We start from the raw sequence: 13,382 nt of genomic DNA, 5'->3' as shown, positions 1-13,382 counted from the left end.
TTATTTGGTTAATAAAATGGGTTTAAGCCTAGATGTTATGTTTTCGTTACGTGTAACGACAAGGGAAAGTGCATGAGGGGCCGCTTCGATATGGTCTAATACTTTATTGACAAAAATTTCTTCAAGATTATCTAATGCATAATCGAAAATGATTATATTAGGGTTAATAGCTAAGGCCCTAGTAATTTCAAGCATCTTCAATGTACGCGCACTTATGTTAGTTCCTGTTGCATTGAGTTCGTAACTTAGCTTCCCAGGTATATTGTCAGTCAATTTATCAAGTCCAAGAGAAGTCAAAAGTTCTGTATAATACTCGACGTTATTAATCTGAGAGAAGTAAGTTATAGAATCAGACAAAGGTCCTGGGAAAAATCCACTGGATTCATTTAAATAAGAGCAAAGCACACTATCATGAGATACTTTTTCGGATCTACCACCACCAACCAACATGAAATCTAAGCTTCCAGATATACAAGACAACTCAGATAGTAATAATTTCGCGAATGTGGTTTTGCCACAACCAGCTTCTCCAACCATTTGGTAATTAGTTCCTGAGGTTAAAGTTACCGCTTCAGGAAAAGAGAGTTTGAAGTCCAAATATTTATCATATTTGAACGTAGTGTCTTTTGATATCTTTACAATAAAATCAGTATCCTTAGCAGATTTTGGGGTATGGGCAAGGCTATCAGAACTAAGCATTGGCTCAATTCTTAGCTGTTTAACAGGCTTGTCGTAATCTGAAAGAAAGGATTTTACTTCTTGATTTGGAATCACATCATATATCCTTGCGATGTCGCCATATGCAACTGCTATTTGCCTTAAGTATGTAACTGTATTTTTGACTGTAGGACTAATTGTTTGAATAAGCATGCTTATTGCTATCAAACCACTAAGTTGAAGATGCCCCTTAATTACCATGATGCTGCCAACAGCAACAAGAGTAAGCTTTAAAATGTTATCAATAAGGTCTGATATGGAATCAATCCCCTGAGACAGTGCACTAATATCTTGACTGATTGACATTTGCTTGAAATAGCTAGTAAGCCATTGATCTAATACACCTACTTGTAGTTCCATAGACTTTACGGTAGCTATGGAATCAATAGCGAAAAGCGTTGAACCAAATGCATAACCTCTATTTACAGCAAACCTATTTGACTTATCAAGTAACTCAGGAGATAAGAATGCTATAGCAGTGAAATAAGTTATAAGAGTTGCTAGCATTAAGCCGCCAATGAGTGGGTTGATAAAGAATACAAATGTAAGGTAGAATATAAGCATCAGGAATGCAGAACAACCTTGAATAAATGATCCAGTTAATAGAAGTATTAAGCTATCCAAAGTGCGAAGCCTACCGCAGACTTCACCAGGCTGTCTTTTATCAATAAAGTCAACATTTTGATTTAATAGAGACTTTAGAAAACTTCCAAGTGCAATCCTTTGAACGGTTAGTCTTATACGTCTTTGTATATAGTATTGGTAAAATTTAATAACTATCAAAAGAATAGACATTAATAAAATTATAGATACTATTGGTTTGAACCAATACTCCCAACCATTCTGTAAAACGTTCTGAACAAATAATCCTGTAGCAAATGCGATTACAAGATTGGGAATTGCTTCTGTGCAAGAGAATATTATGGCGCGAAATATATCTCGCCAAATTGGTTTAAACATTGTTATAAAACCCTTCTGTATATACCATTTGTTACCACCTGGCTTCAGATCAGGAGTAGCTTCAGCTGTCAATGCGATTTGGGAATAGCCTCTTTGAAAATCAGCATCTTTCTCATATCGCCTGCCTGTCGCAGGATCATTAATGAAAATTCCATTTTCGTCATAGCCTTCAATGACAATCCAATGACTAAACGACCAAAATGCTATACATGGGATTGTAGATTTACTTTTGAATCTTTCAAATAGCAACCTCTTAGGTAATAGTTTCAATCCATATGACTCTGCGACGCTTATTAATGTTGAAGCCTTAGATCCATCTCTTGTTACACCACACTCTTTCGTTAGCCTCGATAGTGGCAAGAATAAGCCATGCTGGCCAAGCAACATAGACAGACAAGCAGGACCACACTCTGTCTCTTGTAATTGCGTTACAGACGGGCACTTAATATAAACTTTTTCAGATGCTTTGGTTCGGTTCGGGAAGTCAAAAATCATTTATTTACCGCCCGGGTTATCTGACAAGCCAGCAAGATTTCTTATAAATGGTATTACGACTGATATGGGCCTTCTCTCATCATAGTAAACAGTTGTTTTACCCAATAGGTTTGCATGTAGTTTGAACTGTTCTGGTGGGCCCTTACCTGAAGACCACATATAACCAGAAGGAGTAGAAGAATCTTTTTCAAGTTCGACACGAAATATATATAGTTTTTCAGATTTAACTAAGTTATCTCCAATCATTTTATTTCCTGCAATATTGACAATGTAGTTTGCTGTTGCTGGGGCCCTTTGTATGCTTTTTATATGACCAATAATTCCGCCATAACGACTCCTCTCAATATTTGCAGGTGTAAATAATACCGGGTCATTTTTACTTATCCGGTCAATATCACCAGAGCTCGTAGTAGCCATTACAAGCAAGCCACCTGCATCATTTTCCTGTAAAGTTGCCAATGGATCTGAGGTTGTAGGATATTCACCAACAAAATAATTTACATCGATAATCTTGCCCTCAAATGGAGACTTGACAACGTATTTCTCCTCTAATTCAGACTGACTTACCAGGTACTTCCCTCTCTTTTCAAGAATATCCTGATATAGCTTCTTTCTGAGGTCAATCAATGTGGACTTATTTTCCAAGTATTTGATCCTATTACTAAGATAGTCTTTTTTTGATTCTGCAAGAACATTAGCTGTAATCAATTGTCTATCAAATAATGATTGAGCACTTTTTGCGACAGGTTGATAAATAGCCTCAAGCTTATTATTAATCGATTGATTTTGCTCAAGCCTCTCTTGTATCAGTGTATCTAATGTATTATTAAACTCCAAAGCTTCATTCAGATTCATTTTATTGACTTCAACTTGATCTTTAATTGACTCTGATCTAAGCCTAGCAATAATCGAACCCTTTGTGACATTCTCACCAGGTTCAACCAAAATCTCCTCAATCCTTTCAGTACTTGGTGAATAGATCTGCTTTAAGCCCTGTTGGTATGTAACAACAGAGTTTGCTGTGATTGATTGTCTTACTGATCCAAATATTGACCATGCAAGTGTCGAACCGAGTCCTAGCAAAACCGCAACAATACCAAGCCAAGTGAATGGTTCAATGACTCTCAGTGGGGTGTAATCTTCAATGTAATATGAATCCTCCCCCTTGAGTTCTTTTGTGTTTGTGTTTGTGTTTGCCATGGTCACCCTAGATTAGTTCACTTTAAATCAGTTGAAGCCGTAATATCATCAGATAAGTCATCTTGAAGAGTCTCTACAAGTATTTCACTAATTCCAGAGTTTTCAAGTGAATGGCTTTCAAAAGCTAAATCCCTATACATCTTACTAAGATAAAATATGCTAGCATAATACTCCAACTGAGTATCGACAAGGGTGTCTACAGTCTGAATGTATGATGTGACATCTTCAAATCCTGCATAAAGCCTAATTCTTGTGCCACGCATTGCATTTGAAGCATCCAAAACCGATTTGTATTTTTGATTCATATCAGTTATTCCAAGTCTTATGTTATTAGAAGTATCAGTGATATTATTTGTCTTCTCAATCTTTAATTGCTCAAGTTTCAGAAGAGTTGCATTCATCTTCCTTTCCATTGATTCACTTTTTATCTGTGAAAGTCTGGAATCAAATATTTTCCAATTAATTCCAATCGATCCAGATAGGGAAGTTTCCCTTGATTCATCCATAAGGCCTTTGTAAAGGACGCCCGTGAACTGAGGACTATAACCAACTGAAAGGTTAACAGATGGGTATAGACCCGCTATTTGAGCATCAGATTGATACTTATAAGCTAGCGCCTCATGTTCCAATTTTTTAATATCTGGGCTACTCTTAATTGCATTCTCTAATAGAACATCTGTGTCCTGCCATTCTAAATCGTTGAAAGTATTTGAGATAAAGAGAGGATTTTCTATTTCAAAGCTAATTTTGGATAGTTTGTTATTGATTTTTGCCTTAGCCTTTGCAAGATTCGCCTCAGCAACTATAACTGCTCCTTTCGCAAGGCTAAGCTTGCTTTCAATCTTATAGAGGTCGACAATTGTTGAATAGCCTGTTTTCAATTGTTGCTTAACAATATCAAGACTGTCTTCATACAATTTCTGAGTTGCAACTCTTACAATTAAAACTTGCTCAAGTTTTATTATTTGATCATAGAGTTCAAATACATTTGCTATTTGCTTGTCATAATCTGTTAGCAGTTTAGAATCACTCATCTCGACACTTTTCGACTCAGACTTTATTATCTTGTCTTGCTTTATGTTTATAAGGTCGTAAGTCAGCGTGAAGACATTTTCATCAATACTGCCAATTTGATAATAATTAAAAGGCTTGTCAAATGGTTCCAAGCCTTGAACTGTATCACATGAAATCCCAACTTCTAAGTAGTAATTCTCAGCACATTGAAAGTAGTTCTGGCTATACATTGAGGCTGATATTGAGAAATTAAATTGAGGATTCCTTTGCGCAATAGCTTGATTGTATAAATCCCTAGCTACTTGAGCATTGATTGCGGAGGCCTTTATATTGTAACTAGATTCCAGTGAAAATCTTGCAAGATCTTTATGGCTATCAATTGATTCAAATGCAACTCTCTCACCATTTTTGTTCCTATATTTTTTTGTCATTTCAAGGTTTTTATGGCAAAAGCTCCGGACATTTTGATTTATAGTTTTTTTGTCTTTAATTGATAGAGACTGATTTTCAAATAATAGAAAAGCGTTTTTTTGCATCATTTCTAAACAGCTTATTACATTGCTTGCTTCAGGTGTTCCTTCTAAAAGATCTTGTTCTGCTGCTTTTACACCTCTAGCAGCAAAAGAGGGTGAGAATGCCAGGAACATTCCACAAAGTAGAAAAAACACCTTGAAATTGTGATTTTTTCCACTTTCCAATGTTCACACGATTTAAATAAAATCGATTAATTATAATTTAAATACTTCCTCAATGCTTACCACTTTCCTGTATTTATTCTTAATTATGCGACTCGTGCCCTCTTTGGTTTGGCTGCGACTGCCCATTTAGTTTTTCTGCCTAAATCGATGAAATCTTTTTAGTCGCATAATCTTAATTGGTAATCAAATGAGCCATTACTAAGGGATCGCTCAAGCAGTTTCTTTGAGACCCCAGCCTTGCGCCTGCCTTTTGTCGTGTCCGGTAGCGGCAAAGGGATCTTGTACTGCTTGCGCCCGGTGGTGCCGTCCTTCCTTGGCAGCGTTGCTGTCAGGTAGAGGCCGATCACCTTGGGAATAGATCGAAGCCATCTAGGCACTATGTACTTCTGGTGTATAAAACGGCGAAACCGTGGGTTTTAGTGGGCTTCCCTGCTAAAAGTTGATGATGCCTAAAACCTGTTGCTGACTTGAGAACCGAGTGGGCGATGCGGGATTCGAACCCACGACCCCTTCCGTGTGAAGGAAGTGCGCTACCACTGTGCTAATCGCCCGCACTACAGGATTTTAAAACACTCTCTTTAGCCCTTTTGGCGAAAGAGATGCTTGTGGTTTGGAGAATACAGCTTCGAACGTTGGCGTCCTGCAGCTAGGGCCGGACTGACGACATAAAGGGTGGTGCGAATAAGCTCTTGTTCACGGGAGGTCGTAGCCATTTGCTTCAAAGGCACCACGCTTAACCATTGATCGGGCCAGCTCACCCTGTAGCCGATAGCTACTGGTGTTTCAGCTGAATAGTGCTGCAGCAGTGTGTCTTGTACTTCCTCCACATGGCGTGCACTGAGGTAGAGGCATAGAGAGGCTCCAAGTGATGCCAAATGTTGGAGGTTTTCGCGCTCGGGAACACCGGTGCGTCCTCCTGCTCTGCTGAGAACAATGGTTTGGACAAGGCCAGGGATGGTGAGTTCAGCTTTTAGGGCTGCGGCCGTCGCTTGGTAAGCACTCAGACCCGGCACAACCTCTACTTCAATGCCTGCGTCAGCAAGGCCACAGATCTGTTCCGACAGGGCCCCATAAAGGCAGGGGTCTCCGTCGTGAAGACGGACCACCCGCTTGCCTGCTTGCGTCCTGTTCACCAGAAGCGGAAGAACTTCCTCGAGGGTCATTGAGCTGGTGCGGATTCGTTCACAGGATTCAGGCGCCAATGCTGCAATATCTGGTGAAACCAGTGAATCGGTCCATACAAGGACCTCAGCCTGCTTGAGATGTTCTGCGGCACGCAGGGTTAGCAGATCAGTCGCGCCTGGACCTGCACCAACGATGGAGATTCTGCTCATCAAGCGAATGACTTAGGCCTACCAGGGTCCGGTAGCTTTCGTTTGCGACCATAGAGCCACCAGAGGCCAAAACCTCCAACTGCCATCATCGCCAAACTCATCAGCTGGGCAATACGCAGGCCCCCTTCACAGGAAGGTGGTAAGGCGCCTAGGCAGAGGGGATCAGTTCGCAGTGCTTCGATCCAGACTCTGCCTAGGCTGTAAGTGATCAGGTAGAGGCAGCTCAACGCACCGGCGGGAAGCTTCAGCAGCCCTTTGCTGCTGCGTTGAAAAAGAACAATTAGCAGTATGAAGACTAGAAGATTCCAAATTGATTCGTAGAGGAATGTGGGATGGAAAAACTCGTTATTGGCATAATTAAGTGGACGATTCACGAATGGGATGAATAATTTCCAAGCAAGGTCGTCCTTGATTGGAACACCGAAGGCTTCGTTATTGAAAAAATTTCCCCAGCGTCCGATTGCCTGGCCAAGGGCAATGGATGGGACAAGCACATCAAGAACATCCCAGAAGGCTTGGCGACGCCAACGGCAGAAGATCAACACTGCAAGGGTGCCAGCAAGCAGGGCCCCATGAATAGCGATTCCTCCACCCCAAATTTCCACGGCACTTGGGATTGGTATGGCGAGTCCAAAGATATTGATTGAGCTCCAAAAATTGTCTCCGCTGTAGTTCCTCCACTCAAATGCGACGTAGTAGATGCGAGCTCCAACAACGGAAGTTAATACGAGAATGGGCAGCAGATCACTGATCAAGCCCTGCTCAAGGCCTCGTTTACGGGCCAGGCTGCTGGACAGATTGAGGCCGATCAGTACGGCGATGGCAATCAGCAATCCATACCACCGCAAGGCAAAGGGCCCGAGCTGAAAGAGCTCGGGCCCTGGAGAGGTAAAGGTCGCGATGAATGCGTCCATTGAGTTGAGATGAATGGGGATCAGATCCCCTCAGCTGCCTGAACTTTTTCGACTTGCTTCTTCTTCAATACAAGTAAGATCTGAGCGAGAGAAACTGCTACAAAGAATGCCAAGAGTCCATAGATTCGAACTGGATTCTGGAGCACAACCTCGGTATCGAGTTGTCCGAAGCCACCACTATTTGGGTCGCTAGTTAAGGGGGCGCCAGCCTCTACTTTGTCATCTACTTTTACCAGCAGGCTTGGACCAGCTGGAATGGTTTCACTGATAACTTTTCCGCTTTCAGTTTTGAGCTTGATGTCGCTTTCCCCATTTTTACCAGCCTTAATAGATGTAATCGTGCCAGCTTCAGTTGCTGTGAAAGCGTTGTTATTGGTTTTTTCACCAGTAGGTAATATTTGGCCTCGTCCACGGTTGCCTCCAACATGGATGGAATATTTGCCGAATTGAATACTGTTGTCAGTCGCAGGATCAGGTGAAAGTATTGGGAAAACAATCTCTTTGTTGTTGTCACCAGGAAGCGGGCCAACAAGGAGGATGTTCTCCTTCTCTTCGCTGTATTGAGTGAAGAAGACTCCTTTGGTTTCTTCTTTTATCTCTTCGCTCCAGCGATCCTGTGGGGCCAGCTTGAATCCATCAGGGAGCATGACAACTGCACCTACCTGGAGGGGCACATCACTGCCATCGGAGCTGATCTCTGTTGTGTCTTTCTTGTAGGGGATTTTTACCACTGCTTTGAAGACGCTGTCGGGTAGTACTGATTGAGGTACTTCTGCCTGAGTGGTTTTTTGGGCCAGATGACAGTTCGCACAGACGATCTTGCCAGTAGCTTCTCGGGGGTTGTCGTAGTTCTGTTGAGCCCAGAAGGGATAGGCCCAGCTGGCAGCTGGAGCAACAAGAATCGACAAACTAAGAACCAGTGAGCCGAGAAGGATGGGGACGAGGCGACGCATGATGCGAGGGGATAGGAGAGCTGGAACGACGATGGTGCGTTTGGTTGTCAGATTCAGGTCCACCAGGGCTTCTCGCCCGTGCGGAAGTCTGTCTCGGTCCATTGGCTTACAAAGACGTTGTCGTTCTCGACAGCGATGTTGGCCAATGCGAGAGAGAGGGGTGCCGGCCCCCTTACGACCTTTCCAGTGGAGTTGTATTGGCTGCCATGACACGGGCAGACGAATTTATTGACCCCGCTGTTCCAAGGCACCACGCAGCCGAGGTGGGTGCAGATCGCGTTGATTCCGTAACTGCCAATGGCATCATCACCTTCAACAATCAGGTAGGTGGGATCACCTTTCAGCCCTTGGACAAGGCTGCGGTCACCATCTGAATGGTTCGCAAGCCAGCCGCTTGCTGTGACCGAATTGCCAAGTTCATCCTTGGCGCTCGTGCCACCTCCGCTCCCAGAGGCACGAGGTGGAATGAAGTACTTCACCACTGGATAGAGGGATCCAAGCGCAACGCCAGTCACTGACCCGAAAGTGAGCAGGTTCATGAACTGCCGACGACCCATCCCGGGCACATCACTCGAGGTCATTTGTGTCATGACGGATGTTCGATCTGCGCAGAATGCAGACCATTATGGACTGTGAAGGGCCCGTCACGCTTTGCAAAGACTGGGCTTTTCAGTGCAATCGTCGCATCATTCTGTGCTTTGGCTAATCCTTGACGATGCTCTGTTGCCTCTAGAGCTAGGAGAGGGAATTGCTTGCTTAAGGAATTGTCGGCAACCTTCCTATGCCATGCACTTGGTGGTGTGCCGCCAGAGTCTTTACTTGCAGGTGATCTGGGCGCATTTGAGCAGCAATCTTTATGTTCTGGATCAACAGGCTTATTGCAATCATCTCGGCGAGGCGCTTTAAGCGGTCATTCGTCTGGGCTTGGTAGATGTCGTCTGAGAATTGCTGGCTCGCACAACCGAAAGATCAAGCTTCTCAATTTATGGCTGTAGGAGGCTGGTCGCTGTCGCTTAGAGGCATGTCTGGCCTGAATTGATCAGTTAGCGCCACAAGGCCTACTCCAATCAAGAAAAGGGCTGTAATGGCTCCAGCCAGCAGCAGCATGGTGATTGGATCAGTGGATGGTGTCAATACAGCTCCAGCCAAGGCGGCACCAAGCACGACCCATCTCCAGGCACTCAACATTGGTTGCCAGTGCAATAACCCCAGAATTCCTAATATCAACTGGAGCACAGGTAGCTGAAAGGCTAGGCCGGTAGCCAGCATCAGCAGAAGCACAAAATCGAGATACCGCTCAATTGACCACAGTGGTTCGACTACATCGGCGCCATAACTCACCAGAAACTTCAGAGCTGCTGGTGCTAGGGCCCACCAGGCGAAGGCAAGGCCGGCTAGAAACAAGATCGCTGATCCAGCTACTGCTGGAGCGATCAGACGTCGTTCCCGTTGAGTGAGGCCAGGCAAAACAAATCCAAGCCCTTGGTAGAGCACATAGGGCAATGCAAGTGTTAAGCCTGCGTAGCCTGCCACCTTGATTGAGACGAATAGAAACTCTCCTGGGGCCAGTTGAAGAAAGTGAATGGATCCAGCCGGAGCTTCCAACAGCCGCACGAGCGGCTTCACCATGAGCAGGCAGGCAACTGCCGCTAAAACAACAGCAAGCAGACTGCGCAGCACCCGTTGCCGTAATTCCTCCAGGTGATCAACCAGAGGCATTTCCACGTCGTGGGGTGGTTCGGTGTGCTTGATTCCCTGCTCGACGTGAATCGGGGCAGGGGGTGGAAGAACCGAACCTGTGGGCTGATCGGGACTGGTCAGAACAGGCGCCGCTTGGTTCTCATCAGACTAAGAGTTCTGAGGCAGAGAGGTGCTGAAGCCCTCGATCTGGTTCAGCCCAGCAAAGGTTTCCGTCCCGGTATCGCACGGTCCCTGGGCCTGCTCCTGGGATTCGCTGCAAGTTTCTTGTGGGCACCATTACCACGGGTACGCGTTGATTGCCTCTAGCACGACTGAAGTGAGCGGCCAGGTCTGCAGCTAGTTGCAGGTCGGCCTCCTCAGCATGGCCATTGGAGGCCTTGAGAACGACATGGCTGCCTGGACATTCCTGGGCATGAAACCAAAGATCACCAGGGCGGGCTTGGCGAAGGCTGATCCAATCGTTTTGGCGGTGGTTGCGACCAACCTGAACGACGAGTCCACCAGGACTGGTCAGTTCGAGGGGGCTTGGGGGTTGTTGATTGCGACGGCCCCGCTTCTGGCGATTGCGGGATTGAGAGATCAGCAGCTCGTCCAGCTCCTGCCGCAACTCTTGCAGCCTTATCGACCGTTCTCGCCGTCCTTCCCAGCTGGTTCCAAGCAGATCTTCCAGAAACATTTCACTGCCTTGGATCAGCTGCAGCCTTTGCTGGTGATGTTCAATCCGTGTTTTCAGCACGGGCACTGAGCGGCGGAATTTTTGAGCTTTTCGGTAGAGCTTTTGGGTTTGGTTGATCAGATCCTTGCTCGGCGAAGGCAGGCAAAGCATGGCGTCGGCTTGTTGTTGAAGAGAATTGCTTTGACTGGTTTCGTTGAGTCGACCCTGTTGTTCGCCAAGGGCCTGCTCCTCTCGTTGTCGCCACTGACAAAGTCTTTTCTGGAGGTCTTCGGCTAGTTGATTGAGAGACTGGGTTTCAAGATGCCTTCGGTAATAACTCCCGAGAGTGAGGCTGAGCCCATCGGTGAAGGAGGAGGTGGTGGTTGAGTTGTCACAGTCCCAGACGCGGTAGCTGCTTGGACCGTCAAACCTCATCGTGAAGCGCTCTTTCTCAAGGCAGTCCAGCCATCGACTCCAGCGGTGGTAAAGGTGTTGCCATTGTTCGTCGGTGATCTCAAGTACTGAAAGCTCCAGCAGGGCATGTGCTTTTTTTGCATCGTCGTCAACCAGCTGCAAAGCGAGTGCAGGACTGATGCCTTGGTAACACTGCTGCAGAGCGCTACGTAGATTGGTTGGCACAAGGCAGAGAATGTCTTTCCAGCGTTTTAGGGATTCCTTTGAGCTTGGCTCTCTGCCTTGCATCGGCGGTGGAGCTACATAGATGTCTGCAGTTCCGATTGGTCTCACTCTTGATTGATGGTTGCGTACCTGGCGTCCAAGGGTGATCACCTGGCGTTGACGATCAAGCAGAAGCAGGTTGCTGTGGCGTCCCATCAGTTCCAGCACCAGAGTGCGCTCGATAGGGCCGCCGGGGCGGTGGGCGAGGCCGCACTCCACCACGCGATCAAATCCTTTCTGTTTCAGTTCAATGAGCGCCATCTGTCGAAGGCCATGTTGAATCTGCTGGGCCAAAGTGCTTCCGCTGCCTAGGCGGGGAGGAGGGGTGATCTTGACCAATCGGGGACAATCAGCACGCCAGCTGAGTTCCAGCCACACAAGACCTTTGAGTGTGCGCAGCCCGAGTTGGAGGGTATGAGGTTCTGGTTGTTGGACCTTTTCGAAGCGGCTTGGCAGCACCTCCTGGCGGAGCTCGCTAAGTACAGCGCGCAAGCTTGAGAGGTCCATGACCTGGAGGGCAGCAGGGGCCATCGATTCAGTCGGGACCTGGATTGCACGCAGCCTTCCTACTCTGCGATCCGATTCAATGCAATGCAATGCAATCAATGGCTCCATCAGCCGCTGAAGGAAAGCTCACGGTGATTACTGGGCCCAGTGGAGTTGGCAAGGGTTCGTTGGTGAAGCAACTCCTAGAGCTCCATCCAGAGATCTGGTTGTCTATTTCGGCGACAACGCGTGAAGCAAGGCAAGGCGAGATTGAGGGTGATCATTACTTCTTCTTGAACCGTGATCGCTTTGCAGAACTGGTTCAAGCTGGCGGTTGTCTTGAATGGGCTGAATTTGCAGGCAATCGCTATGGCACCCCACGCCAACCTGTTGAGCAGCAGCTTTCATTAGGCCGTCCGGTTTTGCTTGAGATTGAACTGGAAGGGGCCCGACAGGTGCGGCGCAGTTTCCCTGAAGCTTTTCAGATTTTTTTGGCACCGCCCAGTTTTGAAGAGCTTGAACGCCGCATTCGCGGACGCGCCACTGATCCTGAAGAGGCAATTCAGCGACGTTTAGCTAGGGCGAGGGAGGAACTTATGGCTCAGCAGGAGTTTGATGCAGTGGTGATTAATGACAACCTGCAGGCTGCTGTGATTGAGCTGGAGTCTTTGATGGGTCTGAGCTGTTGATGCGAAGACTTTTTCCTGACCTTAAAGCGTATTTGACAACACAGACCAATAAAAAAAGCCCCTTTAGAGGGCTTTGTGAAGGGGTTTAGCCAAGAAGCTTATTTGTTACTTGGCTATAGTTGTTGATGCTATTCAGCTTTTCAAAGACCCATTGGGTGGAAGAGAAGGTCTGGGTAGAAGCGGTTGAATTCAACAATGATTCCCGCTGTTAGCCATACCCAGAGGACGGCAGCCATTGGCCAGCTTTCGAAGAATTTTCTCATCTTGATAAAGGGGAAATGGGGTGGTTGTTAAGAGGAGAATATTGCTCAGCGTGGTGAAACTGTGATCTTGTCGTCGCTCTCACGGAGGCTCCCATTTTGGCCTTCAATATGAGCGAGCCACGGCCAGGCGGAAGCTCTCAGCATGCAATTGAAAGCCAGGGTTATATCAAGATGGATCTCATTGTCTAAGGCTGCTTTGTGGCCTTTGGCTTTGATGGCCTGGAGATAAGAACGACCCGCCCAACCGATGATTCCAGCGATATAGATGAAAATCACCCCTGGGATCATGATTTCGCCTTCATGGCCGCGAATAAAAGACATCGCAAACGGCTCAGTTGGCGCTGGGATTAGAGCGTGTGGGAGTCCGTCATCACCGCACAAGGATTTGCTGTAGCGGTCAAAGCGGGCAATGGCCTGTGGAGTGTCTGCAGCACTGGCTCGCTGCTGAAAACGGGCACTCTCAGCGCAAGGGGTTAGGCCAGCTATGTCAGCTTTAGCAACGGGTGCAAAGCCGAGAACCAGCAGAGCCGAGAGCAGAACGGCGAAGAGACGACGCATCGGTTTCGATTCCTGTAAGACCTGCTCCGGAACGGCAGGATGTCACAAGTAAAATGTAAATGAGGCT

14 protein-coding genes and 1 tRNA gene are annotated in these 13,382 nt (G+C 46.4%); 2 read left to right on the top strand and 13 right to left on the bottom strand.

The window, feature by feature from the left end; genetic code table 11:
- The 9 genes from SIB66_RS06095 to petC form a co-directional block, all read right to left on the bottom strand.
- The gene (locus SIB66_RS06095) at nucleotides 1-2,172 is read right to left on the bottom strand and encodes a cysteine peptidase family C39 domain-containing protein (RefSeq protein WP_063421606.1); all 2,172 of its coding nucleotides are present in this window, start codon (nucleotides 2,170-2,172) and stop codon (nucleotides 1-3) included.
- Nucleotides 2,173-3,372: an HlyD family efflux transporter periplasmic adaptor subunit gene (locus SIB66_RS06090; protein WP_063421608.1), complete on the bottom strand. Its 1,200-nt coding sequence runs from the start codon at nucleotides 3,370-3,372 to the stop codon at nucleotides 2,173-2,175. It lies immediately after the preceding gene.
- Nucleotides 3,373-3,389: 17 nt separating this feature from the next.
- On the bottom strand, nucleotides 3,390-5,033 hold the full coding sequence (locus tag SIB66_RS06085; protein WP_063406274.1) for a TolC family protein: 1,644 nt from the start codon (nucleotides 5,031-5,033) through the stop codon (nucleotides 3,390-3,392).
- A 261-nt stretch (nucleotides 5,034-5,294) separates the two neighbouring features.
- Nucleotides 5,295-5,453, bottom strand: coding sequence for a hypothetical protein (locus SIB66_RS06080; protein ID WP_236070219.1), 159 nt, complete (start codon nucleotides 5,451-5,453; stop codon nucleotides 5,295-5,297).
- Nucleotides 5,454-5,563: 110 nt separating this feature from the next.
- Nucleotides 5,564-5,635, bottom strand: a tRNA-Val gene (locus tag SIB66_RS06075).
- Nucleotides 5,636-5,662: 27 nt separating this feature from the next.
- On the bottom strand, nucleotides 5,663-6,418 hold the full coding sequence (cobM, locus tag SIB66_RS06070) for a precorrin-4 C(11)-methyltransferase (protein WP_063406275.1): 756 nt from the start codon (nucleotides 6,416-6,418) through the stop codon (nucleotides 5,663-5,665).
- Nucleotides 6,418-7,332, bottom strand: coding sequence for a prolipoprotein diacylglyceryl transferase (lgt, locus tag SIB66_RS06065; protein ID WP_063406276.1), 915 nt, complete (start codon nucleotides 7,330-7,332; stop codon nucleotides 6,418-6,420). The genes cobM and lgt overlap by 1 nt, the downstream gene beginning before the upstream one ends.
- Before the next feature lie 20 nt (nucleotides 7,333-7,352).
- Nucleotides 7,353-8,285: a cytochrome f gene (petA, locus tag SIB66_RS06060; RefSeq protein ID WP_063406373.1), complete on the bottom strand. Its 933-nt coding sequence runs from the start codon at nucleotides 8,283-8,285 to the stop codon at nucleotides 7,353-7,355.
- A gap of 53 nt (nucleotides 8,286-8,338) precedes the next feature.
- The gene (petC, locus tag SIB66_RS06055) at nucleotides 8,339-8,875 is read right to left on the bottom strand and encodes a cytochrome b6-f complex iron-sulfur subunit (RefSeq protein WP_011825335.1); all 537 of its coding nucleotides are present in this window, start codon (nucleotides 8,873-8,875) and stop codon (nucleotides 8,339-8,341) included.
- Between the two features lie 82 nt (nucleotides 8,876-8,957).
- Between petC and SIB66_RS06050 the strand changes: the two genes are divergently transcribed.
- Complete coding sequence (locus SIB66_RS06050; protein WP_236070220.1) at nucleotides 8,958-9,191, top strand: hypothetical protein; 234 nt, start codon at nucleotides 8,958-8,960, stop codon at nucleotides 9,189-9,191.
- Nucleotides 9,192-9,263: 72 nt separating this feature from the next.
- Here SIB66_RS06050 and tatC read toward each other — a convergent pair whose 3' ends face one another.
- Nucleotides 9,264-10,004 (bottom strand): twin-arginine translocase subunit TatC, encoded by a 741-nt coding sequence (tatC, locus tag SIB66_RS06045; RefSeq protein ID WP_074164560.1) that lies wholly within the window; start codon nucleotides 10,002-10,004, stop codon nucleotides 9,264-9,266.
- Nucleotides 10,005-10,128: 124 nt separating this feature from the next.
- Nucleotides 10,129-11,850 (bottom strand): NFACT RNA binding domain-containing protein, encoded by a 1,722-nt coding sequence (locus SIB66_RS06040; RefSeq protein ID WP_063406374.1) that lies wholly within the window; start codon nucleotides 11,848-11,850, stop codon nucleotides 10,129-10,131.
- Between the two features lie 74 nt (nucleotides 11,851-11,924).
- On the opposite strand from SIB66_RS06040, the gene gmk reads away from it, so the two are divergent.
- Nucleotides 11,925-12,494: a guanylate kinase gene (gene gmk, locus SIB66_RS06035; RefSeq protein ID WP_063421612.1), complete on the top strand. Its 570-nt coding sequence runs from the start codon at nucleotides 11,925-11,927 to the stop codon at nucleotides 12,492-12,494.
- A 140-nt stretch (nucleotides 12,495-12,634) separates the two neighbouring features.
- Here gmk and psaJ read toward each other — a convergent pair whose 3' ends face one another.
- The gene (gene psaJ, locus SIB66_RS06030; RefSeq protein WP_011130685.1) at nucleotides 12,635-12,757 is read right to left on the bottom strand and encodes a photosystem I reaction center subunit IX; all 123 of its coding nucleotides are present in this window, start codon (nucleotides 12,755-12,757) and stop codon (nucleotides 12,635-12,637) included.
- Nucleotides 12,758-12,802: 45 nt separating this feature from the next.
- The gene (locus SIB66_RS06025) at nucleotides 12,803-13,315 is read right to left on the bottom strand and encodes a Photosystem I reaction center subunit III (protein WP_063406280.1); all 513 of its coding nucleotides are present in this window, start codon (nucleotides 13,313-13,315) and stop codon (nucleotides 12,803-12,805) included.
- Between the last annotated feature and the right edge of the window lie 67 nt (nucleotides 13,316-13,382).

This window comes from Prochlorococcus sp. MIT 1318, from assembly GCF_047304505.1.
Lineage (GTDB): Bacteria > Cyanobacteriota > Cyanobacteriia > PCC-6307 > Cyanobiaceae > Prochlorococcus > Prochlorococcus marinus_D.
This window is presented reverse-complemented; position numbering and strand designations above follow the sequence as displayed.